We start from the raw sequence: 14626 nt of genomic DNA, 5'->3' as shown, positions 1-14626 counted from the left end.
GGGTCCATTTTTTTATCTAAATTTCAACGGCAGTAGCTGAAATCGCTAGCAACCAAAGACTTTGGTACCTGCAGTGTTGTCAAGATACCAACGCGTTGCTACCGAGCCATGAACGCGACCAACCGGCAGAGTCTCTGGTTCATCGCCGAATGCAACAGCCACGGCATCCTGCTTATCGGCACCGGCAACCACAAACCAAATTTCGTCTGCTGCATTTAGTGCGTCGTAGGTAAAACTTAGGCGCATCGGCGGAGGCTTCGGAGAATCGTGTTCGGCAATGATCTGTGCGCCAGCGGCCGGAGTTGGCTTGCCGGGGAACAAGCTCGCGATGTGTCCGTCTGGGCCAATTCCCAAGAAGACCACGTCAAACTTTGGTGCAACCGAATCAACGTGCTGGGCAAAAACCTGTGCGGCTTCATCCAGTGAAAGTCCTGCATCACTGGCAGGAAACTCATGGACTTTAGACTCATCTACGCTAATTTTGCTCAACAGGGCCTTACGAGCCTGCAGGCTGTTGCGATCACCGCTGTCCGAGGCAACAAAACGCTCGTCACCCCACCAAAAGTGGACCCGGGTAAAGTCGACCGAAGTTTTATCCTCGTGCTCACCCAGCGCCGCCAGGGTCGCGATTCCAACTGTTCCACCGGTCAGCATGACGTGAGCTTCAGGCTGAGCCTCAAGCAATTGAACCAGCTTGGTGATGAGGTCGCCAGCCGCGTTTCGGGCAACCGAATCAGCGTCTTTGAAACGCTGAACAAATGGGCGAGTGCTCATTAGTTAGTTGCCTTGTGGTCAGCAGTGACGGTTGGGCGCGGAGTTGTCTCTTTGAAGCTTCGAGTCACAATCTTGCCGAAGATTTCATCTGGGTCAAGTCGGCGAAGATCTTCCATCAAGCAGTCACGCAAGCTGCGGCGCGGCAGCGAAATCTCGCGGGTCGGCTGTGATGGCTGAATTAGCGTGGCAACACCCGGTTCATTGCGAACGATCTCGATGTCACCTGATGCTCGCTTTAGCTTCACGCCAACGAGACCGTGCTTTTGGTCATCAGCCGGTGTACGAATTAGGTTTACTTCAACTCCGAGCTGAATGCCAAGCCAAGCTGCCAAAAGATCGACGCTAGGGGAGTCCACCGGACCGGTTACCTCAACACCAAGCACCTTGTCGTAAGGCGGCTGGTCCAAGATGGTGGCCAGCTGCTCACGCCACGGGGTAAGTCTGGTCCAGGCGAAATCGCTGTCACCAGGGGTGTAGGTGTTGGCAAGTTGGGTCAAAAACGCGTGCGGGTCTTTTTGGCTCGCTGCATCAGTGATTCGGCGGGTAGCAATTCGACCAATCGCAGAGTCAGCGGCTTTCGCAGGAGCTTCGTCAGGCCACCAGGCAACGACTGGGGCGTCTGGAAGCAATAGGCCGGTGACAAGGCTCTCAGGGTCACTGGCAGCCTCACCGAAGGCACGTAGAACAATGACCTCAGAGGCGCCGGCATCTCCGCCAACACGGATTTGAGCATCCAACTTGGCGTTCTGAGCGCTGTTTGAGTTGTCATCAGCCAAAACGATGATGCGGCACGGGTGCTCGCGTGAGGCATCGTTAGCGGCCTTGATGGCAGGCTCAATGCCCTCAAAATCAGTTTCAATAACCAACGTCAAAACGCGACCGAGTGCAACTACGCCACCCTGCTCGCGAATCTGGATGATCTGCTTTGAGACCTTGCTAATGGTTGTGTTTGGTAGATCAACGATCACGGGATTCTCCACTCGCGCCCATCTCGGGCAAGCATTTCATCGGCAGACTTAGGGCCCCAGGTTCCAGGGCGGTACTGCTCTGGCTGGCCCTGCTTGGCCCAGTATTCCTCGATTGGGTCGAGGATCTTCCACGAAAGTTCAACTTCTTCGTGGCGTGGGAACAACGGTGGGTCACCCAAAAGAACGTCAAGAATTAGACGCTCGTAAGCTTCTGGGCTTGCCTCGGTAAATGCGTGTCCGTAACCAAAGTCCATGGTCACATCGCGTACCTGCATACCAACACCAGGCACCTTTGAACCAAAACGCATGGTCACACCCTCGTCTGGCTGAACGCGAATTACCAGCGCGTTTTGACCTAGAGCTGAAGTTTGGCTTTCGGCAAACAGCTGCTGCGGTGCACGCTTAAAGACAACGGCAATTTCGGTGACTCGACGACCAAGGCGCTTACCGGCACGTAGGTAGAAAGGAACACCTGCCCAGCGGCGAGTGTTGATGTCCAGCCGCATTGCCGCATAGGTTTCAGAGACAGATTCCGGGTTCATTCCATCTTCTTCAAGGAATCCGGTAACTTTCTCGCCACCCTGCCACCCGCCGGCGTACTGTCCGCGAGCTGTGTGACGACCAAGGTCCTTCGGCAGTCGAACCGCTGACAAAACCTTTTCTTTTTCTGCACGGAGGTCGGCCGCATCAAACGAAACCGGCTCTTCCATTGCAGTGAGTGCAAGCAGCTGCAACAAGTGATTCTGAATCACATCGCGAGCAGCGCCAATACCGTCGTAGTATCCTGCTCGTCCACCAACACCGATGTCTTCTGCCATGGTGATCTGAACGTGGTCGATGTAATTGGCGTTCCAAAGTGGTTCAAACATTTGGTTTGCAAAACGCAAAGCAAGGATGTTCTGAACAGTCTCTTTACCCAAGTAGTGGTCGATACGGAAGACCGCGTCCGGAGGGAACACAGTTTCAACTACGTCATTGAGCTCACGTGAAGACTGGAGGTCGTGACCGAATGGCTTTTCGATAACCACACGGCGGAACTGGTCTGGCTTTGGATCAGCAAGCCCGCTGCGCTTCAACTGCTGCGACACCTGAGCGAACGCCTTTGGCGGGATCGATAGGTAGAACGCGTGGTTTCCGTTGGTTCCGCGCTTGGCATCTAGTTCTTCGATGGTCTCTTTGAGGCGATCAAACGATGCGTCGTCATCGAATTCACCGGAAACAAAGCGAATTCCGGTAGCCAACTGTTGCCAAACATCCTCGGACCAAGGTGTGCGAGCAAACTGCTTCACTGACTCCTTGACTACCTTTTCGAAGTCCTGGTCTTCCCAATCGCGACGTGCAAAACCGACCAACGCAAAGCCTGGTGGTAACAAGCCACGGTTGGCAAGGTCGTAAACAGCTGGCATCAACTTTTTACGGGAAAGGTCACCGGTAACACCAAAAATAACCAGGCTGCTTGGGCCCGCAATTCTGTTGAGTCTGCGGTCACCCGGATCGCGAAGCGGGTTGTGGCCCGCTGAGAGCTTGCTCATTAAGTTTTCTCCTTAGAGGGCTGACTTGATTAGTGCAACGCCAGCCTTGGCATCAGCCAAAGTTAGCGTCAGCACCGGGCGACCAAGCTGGCCAAGAACCTTTGCATCACCGGCAGCCTGAGATGCGATCAGCTCACCGAAGGTGAAGTCACGACCAGGAACCTGGATGTCTGCAGCAGCCTCAGAAACCAACTGAAGGTAAACACCCTGGCGCGGACCACCCTTGTGGTACTGACCAGTTGAGTGCAAGAAACGTGGTGCCCAACCAAAAGTCACAGGACGACGGGTTTTGATAGCAAACAGGTCGCGAAGCTCTTCTGCCTCGGCCACTGAAGTGCGGTCAAGATAGGCGTGAATTGAGAGGTAGCCCTCGTCATCATCTAGCTGAGCCAACAGCGCTGCAATTGCAGCTGAAACTGTTGTACCTGAGACAGCAAGTTCGGTGCTTCGAACATCGATGTCTGCATCAGTGAACAGTGCAGGTATTACAGCGTCACGCTGTTCTAGCATTCCGCGTGCTGCGATCTTTGCAGATTCAACGTCTGGCTGATCGAACGGGTTGATGCCAATCAGTCGGCTAGCAACTACGGTTGCGTACTCCCATAGCAAGAACTGAGCACCCAGTGAGCCTGAAACCGATACCGTGTCTCCGGAAACCGGCTTTGCATCTGCCTGAACGTGAACTGCAACCAGGTCGGCAAGACCGGAGTGAAGTTCCTGACTGGTTGGGGTTAGTACCACAGGCAGAATGCCCTTACCGAGCTTTCCGGTTGACTCTGCGATTAGTTGCTCGGCCCAGTCACCAAAACCAACAATTTCAGTTCCGTCAGCAACGATTCCAATTTTGTCGCGGTTTCCCATTTCGCCTGGGGTGCAAGCCAGGGCGGCGCCAAGAATCAGGCCTGGGTTGTCAACTGAATCAGAAGACAAAACCTCTGCAGCCTCAGCCGCCTCAGCCAGAAGACCGGCAATGTCGGCACCGGCCAGGCCAGAAGGGACCAAACCAAATGCGGTTAGTGCCGAGTAACGGCCACCCACAGTTGGGTCTGCATTGAAGATACGGTAACCATCAGCCTTAGCAGCTGCCTCCATCGGAGAACCAGGGTCGGTAACCACAACGATTCGGTCGGCCTTGTCGATTCCGGCATCGGTGAAGGCCTTCTCGAAAATGCGCTTCTGAGAGTCGGTTTCTACAGTCGAGCCCGACTTGGAAGAAACAATGATCGCGGTGCGAGCTAGGTCGCCGGCTAGCGCAGCGCCAACCTGGTCAGCATTAGTTGAGTCCAAAACAACCAGCTCAACACCGGCGGTGCGGGTAATAACCTCAGGAGCAAGCGAGGATCCACCCATTCCACAAAGAACAAAGCGGTCAACACCCTTTGCGTTGAACTCGGCCTTTAGAGCCAAAATGCCCTCAACTAGGGGAGCGGAGTCCGTTGCAGACTTGACCCAACCTAGACGAATGGCTGACTCTGATTCAGCATCCTTACCCCAAAGGGTAAAGTCCTTCGCAGCAATGCGGCTAGCCACCTTGTCGGCAACTAGTGCATCAATGTTGTTGGCAACAGCTGCCGCAGCAGTACCGGCTACAACGACCTTTAGCGACATTACTTCGCCGCCTTGAGTGCGGTGTCAACGGTCTGAACCAGTTCGTTCCAAGAAACGATGAACTTGTCTACACCCTCGGTTTCTAGAACCTGAGTTGCGTCTGCCAATGAAACCCCAGCGGCCTCAACTGCTGCAAGAACCTCGCGAGCAGCTTCGTAGTTGTTGGTGATTGAAGCGGCAGGAATAACACCGTGGTCGTAGACGGCCTCCATAGTTTTCTCAGGCATGGTGTTGACCAGCTGAGGAGCAACCAATTCGGTCACGTAAAGAGTGTCAAGCAGGGCTGGGTCCTTTACACCGGTAGATGCCATCAATGGGCGCTGTACGTTTGCTCCTGCGGCAGCAAGTGCTGCCCAAGCGTCAGTAGCAAAAGATTGCTCAAATACTTCGTAGGCAAGACGAGCGTTGGCAAGAGCAGCCTGGCTCTTCAACTCAGGGTGCCCAGCAGCTACCAAACGGTTGTCAACTTCAGTGTCAACGCGTGAAACGAAGAATGAGGCTACTGAGTGGATCTTTGACAGATCGTGGCCGTTGGCCTTTGCCTGCTCGATACCAGCGATGTAAGCAGCGATAACCTCCCGGTAGCGCTCGAGAGAGAAAATCAACGTTACGTTGACGCTAATTCCTGCAGCAATTACTGCGGTGATAGCGCCTAGACCCGGCTTGGTTGCAGGAATCTTGATCATTACGTTTTCGCGGTTGACCTTGGCAAACAGTTCCTTGGCCTGAGCAATGGTGCCATCGGTGTCGTTTGCCAGTCCAGGCTCAACCTCGATTGATACGCGGCCATCAAAGCCCTTGGTCTCTGCGTAAACGCCAGCAAAGATGTCACAGGCATCCGAAACGTCTTTGGTGGTGATTTCAAAGATTGCTTCTTCAGCGGATGCTCCAGCAGCAGCAAGCTCAGCAACCTGAGCCTGGTAGCCCTCACCCTTGGCCAGCGCACCGGCAAAGATGGTCGGGTTGGTAGTTACGCCAGAAACCGAACGGTTGGTGATCAAATCGCGCAGACCGCCAGAGACGATGCGTGAACGTGATAGGTCGTCAAGCCAGATGCTGACGCCATTTGCGGCTAGCTGAGCTAGTGGGCTGTTTGACATTTATTTACTCCGATTTCTTAGGAAAAATTTGGGCTAGTTGGCTGCAATTGAAGCTAGGGCTGCGGTTACGACGGCCTCAGCAGTCATGCCGAATTCGCGGTAAAGAGTCTTAGGGTCGGCTGAAGCACCGAAGTGCTCAATTGAGACGCTCTGACCGAATGGCCCCACGTACTTGTTCCAACCCAAGCTCACGCCAGCCTCAACTGAGACCTTGGCTTTCAAAGCCGCAGGAAGAACTGACTCGCGGTATTCGGCTGACTGCTCATCGAACCATTCGAGGCAAGGAGCTGAAACCACGCGAGTGGCGATGCCCTGAGCCTCTAGCTGAATACGAGCGTTGACTGCGATTTCAACTTCAGAACCGGTAGCAATCAGGATTACCTGTGGCTGGCCGTTTGCCGCTTCAAGCAGGACATACGCACCCTTTGCGGTGTTTTCAGCACCGGCATAAACCGAACCGGTCTCGTCAGCTTCGCCGCGTGGATACACAGGAAGGTTCTGACGGCTAAGCGCAAGACCAGCTGGACCCTGACGGCGCTCTAGAACGGTCTTCCAAGCGAACGCAGTTTCGTTGCCGTCGGCTGGGCGAACCATGTCTAGGTTTGGAATCGCGCGCAGAGTGGCAATTTGCTCGATTGGCTGGTGGGTTGGGCCATCTTCACCAAGAGCCACTGAGTCGTGAGTCCAAACGAAAATTGATGGAATACCCATCAGTGCAGCTAGACGTACTGCAGGACGCATGTAGTCGCTGAAGATCAAGAAGGTTCCACCGAACACTCGAGTGTTTCCGTGCAGAACGATTCCGTTGAGAATCGCGCCCATGGCGTGTTCACGGATACCAAAGTGCAGAACGCGACCGTACTTGTCGCCGTTCCATTCGTGGGTCGACCATTCGCTTGGAACAAATGACTTCGCGCCAGCGATTGTGGTCATGTTTGAATCGGCCAAGTCGGCTGAACCACCCCAAAGCTCTGGCATAACTCCGGCAATGGCGTTGATTACCTTGCCTGAAGCTACTCGAGTTGAAACTGAGCTTCCGTTCTCAAACACCGGAAGAGCAGCTTCAAGACCTTCTGGGGTCTCGCCAGCAACAATTCGGTCAAGCAGGTGCTTCTTGTCGGCGTTTTCTGATGCCCAAGCGTCAAATGATGCTTCCCAGGCTGAACGCTCGCGGTCAAATCGATCGGTGTTGCGGGTGTGAGCAATTACCTCGGGTGATACTTCAAAAGTCTTCTCTGGATCAAAACCTAGAACGGTCTTTAGCGCTGAAAGCTCTTCAGCACCGAGTGCTGAACCGTGAATCTTGCCCGAGTTCTGCTTCTTTGGTGACGGCCATCCAATAATGGTGCGAAGGGTAATTAGCGATGGCTTATCAGTTACTGACTTAGCCTTCTGGATGGCGTTGTAAAGTTCCTCGAGGTCCTCGACGTAGTTACCGGTCTTCTTCCAGTCAACGGTCTGGGTGTGCCATCCGTATGACTCATAGCGAGCGGTGACGCTTTCGGTGAAGGCGATGTTGGTGTCATCTTCAATTGAGATCTGGTTTGAGTCGTAGATCACAACTAGATTTCCCAGTTGCTGGTGACCCGCAAGTGATGCAGCCTCTGAGGTGACACCTTCTTGCATGTCACCATCACCAGCGATTACATAAACAAAGTGGTCAAAAGGGGACTGGCCTTCGGCGGCCTGTGGGTCGAATAGACCGCGCTCAAAGCGAGATGCGTATGCGAAACCGGTTGCTGATGCCAAACCCTGGCCCAATGGACCGGTGGTGATCTCAACACCCTTGGTGTGACCGTACTCAGGGTGTCCCGGAGTTGCTGAACCCCAAGTACGAAGAGCCTTTAGGTCGTCAAGTTCAAGACCGTATCCGTGCAGGTAAAGCTGGTTGTAAATAGTCAAAGAACTGTGACCGACACTCAAAATGAAACGGTCACGCCCAAGCCAGCGGTCATCCTTTGGATCGTGGCGCATTATCTTGTTGAAAAGCAGGTATGCCACTGGCGCCAAGCTAATTGCGGTACCAGGGTGACCGTTGCCAACTTTTTCAACTGCGTCTGCTGCTAGAACTCGGGCTGTGTCGACTGCCTTGGTGTCGAGTTCGGTCCATTGGAATGCTGACAAGAGCAGCTCCTTTTCTTGTTGTAGATGAGATCGGGACTAAAAAATTTGCTCGGCGCCATTGCCATGAGAAGTACTGGAAAATGGGCACAAATACGTGCTTGAAACCCAATCAAGTTCTTGGAAAAGTCTACTACCTCAGTGTTTTTCTACTTGAAGGAATAACGAAGTATGTCGTTGATTTACACTTATTAGAAATGTTGAAAAAAACCAAGGCCTACGTTGCGCTGACCAAGCCACGTGTAATTGAGCTCTTGTTGATCACCACTCTTCCGACGATGGTGCTTGCCGAGGGCAGAATGCCGGATCTTTGGCTGGTTTTGGCGACCCTTATCGGTGGTGCTCTGAGCGCAGGTTCAGCAAACGCCTTCAACTGCGTATACGACACCGACATTGACAAAATCATGGGCCGTACCAAGAACCGCCCGCTGGTGACTGGTGAACTCACTAATCGCGAAGCCTTAGTTTTCTCGTGGATTATCGGCTTGGCATCAGTTCTGTGGCTAGGGATTCTGGTCAACTGGCTGGCATCACTAATTTCTCTTGCCGCGGTGCTGTTCTACGTGCTGGTTTACACCATGATCCTGAAGCGCTGGACCCCTCAGAACATCGTTTGGGGAGGCGCCGCGGGAGCAGCTCCAGTCCTAATCGGCTGGGCAGCAGTAACAAACGACCTGTCTTTGACCCCTTGGGTGCTGTTCCTGATCATTTTCTTGTGGACCCCGCCACACTATTGGCCGCTAGCAGTCAAGTACCGCGATGACTACGAGCGTGCTGGGGTTCCGATGTTGCCGGTTGTGCGTGGCCCAAAGACAGTTGCCATGCAGATTGTCCTCTACGCATGGGCCGTTGCGGTCAGCACCTGGGTGCTAATCCCGGTAGCCGGACTTGGTTGGATTTACTCTGCCACTGCAATCGCGGGTGGAATCTGGTTTATCTGGGCCGCACACAGAATTTTCAAGCAGGCTCAGACGGGTGAAATTAGCAAACCGATGCCGCTGTTCCACATCTCAAACATTTACCTGACGCTACTGTTTGTGGCTCTTGCAGTTGACCCTTTGGTTTTGGGCTAGTCCTTCTTAATTTCCTTTAGCCGAGCTAGTGACTCGTCCCGCTCGGTAGCGTGATCGACAATTCGACTCGGATAGCCCTGCGACAGACCATCCAGCCTTAGCCAAGGCTCGTGAATCTCTGGCCCCCAGATGTGGGCTAACTCCGGAACATACTTCCGGATGTAGTCTCCGCGAGGATCAAACTTGTATCCCTGCAGAACTGGGTTGAAGACTCGGTAGTACGGCGAAGCATCAGTGCCACAACCGGCAGTCCATTGCCAGCCATGGGCGTTTGAAGCCGGATCAAAGTCACTTAGATTGCGCTCGAACCACTCAGCGCCGAGTTGCCACTCAAGGTGCAGATCTTTAATCAAAAAAGAGGCAACGATCATGCGAACGCGATTGTGCATCCACCCCGTGGCTAAAAGTTGGCGCATACCTGCATCCACCATGGGAAAACCCGTTTTTCCCTGCTGCCAGGCCAGCAGCTTGGCATCGGCATCCGGGCCAACGTCGTAGCGCATTTCCTTGAATCGCGGTTCGTAGTAATCGTGGTCGGTGTGCGGGTTATGCCAAAGTACGTCGGCATAAAACTCTCGCCACGCAATCTCTTTTCGGAAGACTTCCTCGCCAGGGGAATCCTGCAGATCGGCAAGGATGGTGCGCGGATGAATCTCACCAAAGGCCAGTGCATGACTCAGGTGTGAAGTCCCGGACAGGTCGGCACGGTTCCGGTCATCGCCGTAATTTTCAAGCGCACGGTGCTTGAAGCGCTCGAAAGTTTTGACAGCAAAGGCCTCCGAAGCAGTCACTTTGATTGGTGAATCCTTAGTCGGCAGCGGAATCTCAGTTTGCCCATCTATCGAGCGCCAAATGGCTCCTTCGGCGAGCGCAACTGGCTTTGCCCAACCGTGCTGGAACCAGTTCTTAAAAAATGGTGTGTAAACGCGATAGGGGGAGCCGTCTGGCTTCTTCACTGACCCCGGAGCAACTGCGTAATAGCTATCGTCAAGTTGAAGAAAAATGCCAGCATCTTTCAGTGCCAGACCGACCGCATTTTGTTCGGCCACTCCTCGGGTATCGAAGGCTCTAGTGGCATGGACGACCGAAACATCAGCTTTAGTAGCTGCATCAACCAGTGAAGCCGCCGGCGAACCCACCACCACAGAAAGGTTGCCACCCAGCGAGCGCTGCAGCGACTTGAGGGACTCGTGCAGAGACCATTGCCTAATGCCCTCGAGCGACTCAAATACTGAGGAGTCCAGAGCGTAAACGGGGAGCACCTGATTGTCGCCGTCACTAACGGCACCGGCCACGGCCTGGTTCAGAGCCACATTGTCTTGCAGACGTAGGTCACGTCTGAACCAAAACAGGCGCGACATTAGTTTGAGCCTCGACTCTTGCCTCTAATAGCAAGCCACTGGAAGGTCAGCATGGAACAGATCACCGCGGCACCTAGCATGTGGAGGCCAACTAGAAGGGGAGGAACGCCCAATCTGGCCTGAGCGACGCCGATGACTGCTTGACCAATAAGAACGACCAGTAGCCACAGGACAGCCTTGGTCTGGAAATTCTTAGACCATCGGTCCCGCTTCCAAAGAATCCATGCCTGGGCAATGACCAGCAAGATAAGGACATAAGCGGGGTAGGAGTGCAGGTGTTGCCACAGCTCCAGGTCCAATCCGTTTCTGATGCTTTCCGCGTCACCTGAGTGCGGGCCAGCACCGGTAACCAAAACACCGATAATCACTGAGATCGCGCCAACCACTGCTACCGGTGTTGCGGTCAACCACAGGCTGCGTGGGGCAGCAACATGAACCGGAGGTAACGCTCTGAAAACCAACAACGAAGCAATTGCAATCATGATGGCACTCAAGATGAAGTGAGCCCCAACAAACCATGGGTTTAGCTGACTCCACACGGTGAACCCGCCGAGGACAGCCTGAGCTGGGATTCCAAGACCAAGAATTAGCGCCGGTGCAAATAAACCGCGGTTCAGTTTCCGACCGAGACGAACAATCACAATGAATGTAAGCAGTGCGATGAGTGCCAGTACAAAGGTCAGAAGTCGATTCGCAAACTCAATAACTCCGTGCCAACCCATTTCCGGCACCGTAATCAAAGAATCCTCGGTGCACTTCGGCCAAGTTGGGCAGCCCAATCCTGAACCGGTAAGGCGCACAACACCACCTGTAACCACGATGAGTATCTGGCTAACCAGTGAAAGCCAGACATAAAGCGGGAGTCTGGCAGCAGAAAAGAGGGGATTGTTCGCAATGGTGTTGCGAATCTTTGTAAACAAAGGAAACACTGCCTTTCGACGCGGTTTTTGGCTTCCGAATTCCAAGCCATATCGGTAAACTTGCGGATAGTTTCAACTATTTCTCGATTGCGCTGTTGCAATCTTGAGACTTCTCCTGAACCCATCTTTACACAGGGCAAAGTTTGCCTTGCAGGGAATACGGAAGCGCGGTTCATCAGTTGACACTCACAGACTATTTCGGATCAAGAAACTCAGATCTGAGCAGCATAAAAAGGGAGGCCGGCTTGTCCGACATCATCATTGACCGACCAGAACTTGACAGCCTTGGCGTGTACGAGTTCGGTTGGTCCGACTCCGATACCGCCGGTTCAATCGCGAAGCGAGGAATCAACGAAGGTGTGGTCCGGAACATTTCTGGACTGAAGAGTGAACCGGAGTGGATGCTTGAACGCCGCCTGAAAGGTTTTGACTTCTTCGGCAAGAAACCGATGCCTAGCTGGGGTTCAGACCTAAGTGGCATTGATTTTGACAACATCAAGTACTTCGTTCGTTCAACTGAGCGCCAGGCCAACACCTGGGAAGAGCTTCCAGAAGAAATTCGCAACACCTACGAGCGCTTGGGAATCCCAGAAGCCGAGCGCAGCCGTTTGGTTGCCGGTGTGGCCGCACAGTACGAATCTGAAGTGGTTTACCACCAGATCCGTGAAGACCTTGAGGCCCAGGGCGTAATCTTTCTAGACACCGATACCGCTCTCAAAGAGCACCCTGAGATTTTTCAGGAGTATTTCGGAACCGTTATCCCTGCCGGTGACAACAAGTTCGCTGCTCTAAACACTGCGGTGTGGTCGGGCGGATCCTTCGTTTACGTCCCAAAGGGCGTTCACGTGGAGATCCCGCTTCAGGCATACTTCCGCATCAACACTGAGAACATGGGTCAGTTCGAGCGCACCCTGATCATCGCTGACGAAGATTCATACGTGCACTACATCGAGGGTTGCACCGCGCCTATCTACCAATCTGACTCATTGCACTCTGCCGTAGTTGAGATCATTGTGAAGAAGGGTGCCCGTGTTCGCTACACGACCATTCAGAACTGGTCAAACAACGTCTACAACCTAGTTACCAAGCGTGCAATCTGCCACGAAGGCGCAACTATGGAGTGGATCGATGGAAACATCGGCTCAAAGGTGACCATGAAGTACCCAGCAGTAATTTTGGCCGGAGAATATGCTCGCGGAGAGACCCTATCGGTTGCGTTTGCCGGCGAGGGACAGCACCAAGACGCGGGCGCAAAGATGATTCACCTTGCGCCACACACCAGCTCCTCAATCGTCTCGAAGTCAATCGCACGCGGAGGTGGCCGTACGTCCTACCGTGGCGAAATTCGTGTCATGCCGGGTGCTCACCACTCTGCCAACACAGTTCGCTGTGACGCACTGTTGGTTGACACTATTTCTCGTTCGGACACCTACCCAGCGGTGGACGTGCGCGAGGACGACGTTTCAATGGGCCACGAGGCCACAGTCTCGCGCGTTAGCGAAGAGCAGTTGTTTTACCTACAGTCCCGAGGACTACCCGAAGACGAGGCCATGGCGATGATCGTTCGCGGCTTTATTGAACCAATCGCTAAGGAACTACCGATGGAATACGCCCTTGAGTTGAACAAACTCATCGAAATGCAGATGGAAGGGGCCGTCGGCTAGTGACCACTTCAACACCAACCGTTGAAAGCGGTTCAGTACAGCACGGCCTTGAGGCTCACAGCCATGGGGCGGGCGTTCCAATTCAGACTCGCTATGAGCGCAAGAGGTCGACAAACGTAGCCGACTTCCCGGCAATTTCAACCCGCGAAGAGCAGTGGCGTTACTTGCCAGCGGCGCGCCTAAAAGGTCTGGATGCCGATTCACTTGCCGAGTACGTTGGCGACCTTGAAATCAAGCACACCGATGGCGTTACAACCGCATGGGTGGGCTCAGACAATCCAGCCTTTGGCGGGGCAGGAATTCCAGAAGAGCGTCCGAGTGCGGCAGCCTGGGGCTCTGCTGAGCAGGCCTATCTGGTAACCCTTCCAGGCAACGCAAAGTCTGAGGTTCAGCTAACCCTCAATTCAGAATCAACCGAGCCAAGTGCTATTCACCTAATTGTTGATGCAAAACCATTTGCAGAATCAACCGTGATTCTTGACCACAAGGGTGACGCGATTTTGAGCGAAAACCTCGAGATTATTGTTGGTGACGAAGCCCACCTAACTCTGATTTCGATTCAGGATTGGAATGCCGAGGCGGTTCACGCCTCAACTCAAATGGCTCGTCTTGGTCGAAATGCCAAATTGAAGCACCTGGTTGTCAGTTTGGGAGGCGAGACCGTTCGAGTTAGCACATCTGCAGAATTCACTCAGCCGGGTGGCGACGTTGAGCTGCTAGGGATGTACTTCGCAGACGAGGACCAGCACCTAGAGAACAGACTTTACGTTGATCACGCGGTTCCTAACTGCAAGTCTCGAGTCACCTACAAGGGTGCACTTCAGGGAGACGGCGCACACACTGTTTGGGTTGGAGATGTACTAATTCGCATGGCTGCGGAGGGCACCGATACCTACGAGCTAAACCGAAACCTATTGCTAACCGATGGCGCGCGAGCTGACTCGGTGCCAAATCTAGAGATTGAAACCGGTCAGATTGCCGGGGCTGGGCACGCTTCGGCCAGCGGTCGCTTCGACGACGAGCAGTTGTTCTACCTGCAGGCCCGCGGTATTCCAGAGATTGAAGCCCGTCGCCTCGTCGTACGTGGTTTCCTCAACGAAATCATCCAGCAAATTGGTAACGAAGAAATCGAAGCCCGCCTCACCGACGCAATCGAGGCTGAGCTAGCAAGGAGTAACTCATAATGGCAGTCCGCATCTGCAAGGTAGACGAAATCAAAGCTGGCAAGGCTATCCGTGTGAAGGTGGGCGAACTTCAGATCGCAATCTTCAAGACTAAGGATGGCGAAGTCTTTGCACTTGATGACAAGTGCTCCCACGGTGAAATCTCGCTTAGCGAGGGCTTCATCGGCAAAGATAAGACCGTCGAGTGCTGGGCACACGGCGCCAAGTTCTCACTTGAGACTGGCGAGGCTCTAACTCTCCCTGCCTACGAACCAGTTGTGGCGTACGAAGTCATCGTCGAGAACGACGAGATTTTCCTCGAAATCGACGCCGAATAACTCA

At 53.7% G+C, this 14626-nt stretch carries 12 protein-coding genes; 4 read left to right on the top strand and 8 right to left on the bottom strand.

The features are described from left to right. Positions 1–45: 45 nt before the first annotated feature. From pgl to tkt, 6 genes are read right to left on the bottom strand one after another with little or no spacing between them, the layout of a single operon-like run. On the bottom strand, positions 46–774 hold the full coding sequence (gene pgl / locus OO731_RS02920) for a 6-phosphogluconolactonase (protein WP_264890586.1): 729 nt from the start codon (positions 772–774) through the stop codon (positions 46–48). Continuing rightward, entirely contained in the window at positions 774–1742 is a 969-nt protein-coding gene (locus tag OO731_RS02915) for a glucose-6-phosphate dehydrogenase assembly protein OpcA (protein WP_264890585.1), read from the bottom strand. The genes pgl and OO731_RS02915 overlap by 1 nt, the downstream gene beginning before the upstream one ends. Next, positions 1739–3274, bottom strand: coding sequence for a glucose-6-phosphate dehydrogenase (gene zwf / locus OO731_RS02910; protein ID WP_264890584.1), 1536 nt, complete (start codon positions 3272–3274; stop codon positions 1739–1741). Before zwf ends, OO731_RS02915 begins: the two co-directional genes overlap by 4 nt. Before the next feature lie 12 nt (positions 3275–3286). Continuing rightward, entirely contained in the window at positions 3287–4882 is a 1596-nt protein-coding gene (locus tag OO731_RS02905) for a glucose-6-phosphate isomerase (protein WP_264890583.1), read from the bottom strand. Then, on the bottom strand, positions 4882–5982 hold the full coding sequence (tal, locus tag OO731_RS02900) for a transaldolase (RefSeq protein WP_138275314.1): 1101 nt from the start codon (positions 5980–5982) through the stop codon (positions 4882–4884). Before tal ends, OO731_RS02905 begins: the two co-directional genes overlap by 1 nt. Positions 5983–6015: 33 nt before the next feature. Further along, positions 6016–8106: a transketolase gene (gene tkt, locus OO731_RS02895; protein ID WP_264890582.1), complete on the bottom strand. Its 2091-nt coding sequence runs from the start codon at positions 8104–8106 to the stop codon at positions 6016–6018. A gap of 194 nt (positions 8107–8300) precedes the next feature. Here tkt and OO731_RS02890 point away from each other — a divergent pair, with 194 nt between their 5' ends. Next, positions 8301–9176, top strand: coding sequence for a heme o synthase (locus OO731_RS02890; RefSeq protein ID WP_264890581.1), 876 nt, complete (start codon positions 8301–8303; stop codon positions 9174–9176). On the opposite strand, the gene OO731_RS02885 is transcribed toward OO731_RS02890, so the two are convergent. Both OO731_RS02885 and OO731_RS02880 read right to left on the bottom strand, forming a co-directional pair. Further along, positions 9173–10537, bottom strand: a complete 1365-nt coding sequence (locus OO731_RS02885) for a deoxyribodipyrimidine photo-lyase (RefSeq protein WP_264890580.1) — start codon at positions 10535–10537, stop codon at positions 9173–9175. The two genes, OO731_RS02890 and OO731_RS02885, sit on opposite strands and share 4 nt — an antisense overlap. Further along, complete coding sequence (locus OO731_RS02880; RefSeq protein WP_264890579.1) at positions 10537–11457, bottom strand: COX15/CtaA family protein; 921 nt, start codon at positions 11455–11457, stop codon at positions 10537–10539. The genes OO731_RS02885 and OO731_RS02880 overlap by 1 nt, the downstream gene beginning before the upstream one ends. A 245-nt stretch (positions 11458–11702) precedes the next feature. Between OO731_RS02880 and sufB the strand changes: the two genes are divergently transcribed. Genes sufB through OO731_RS02865 form a run of 3 tightly spaced genes read left to right on the top strand, consistent with a single transcriptional unit; the run spans position 11703 to position 14622 of the window. Further along, a complete protein-coding gene (gene sufB / locus OO731_RS02875; protein ID WP_138275310.1) occupies positions 11703–13121 on the top strand; it encodes a Fe-S cluster assembly protein SufB in 1419 nt (472 codons plus the stop codon). Continuing rightward, complete coding sequence (gene sufD, locus OO731_RS02870) at positions 13121–14305, top strand: Fe-S cluster assembly protein SufD (protein WP_138315471.1); 1185 nt, start codon at positions 13121–13123, stop codon at positions 14303–14305. The genes sufB and sufD overlap by 1 nt, the downstream gene beginning before the upstream one ends. Continuing rightward, on the top strand, positions 14305–14622 hold the full coding sequence (locus OO731_RS02865) for a non-heme iron oxygenase ferredoxin subunit (RefSeq protein ID WP_216641477.1): 318 nt from the start codon (positions 14305–14307) through the stop codon (positions 14620–14622). Before sufD ends, OO731_RS02865 begins: the two co-directional genes overlap by 1 nt. The last annotated feature ends 4 nt before the right edge of the window (positions 14623–14626 follow it).

The organism is Rhodoluna sp. KAS3, assembly GCF_026000575.1.
GTDB lineage: Bacteria > Actinomycetota > Actinomycetes > Actinomycetales > Microbacteriaceae > Rhodoluna.
Note: the sequence above shows the minus strand (reverse complement) of the source record. Positions and strands in the feature narration are given on the sequence as shown.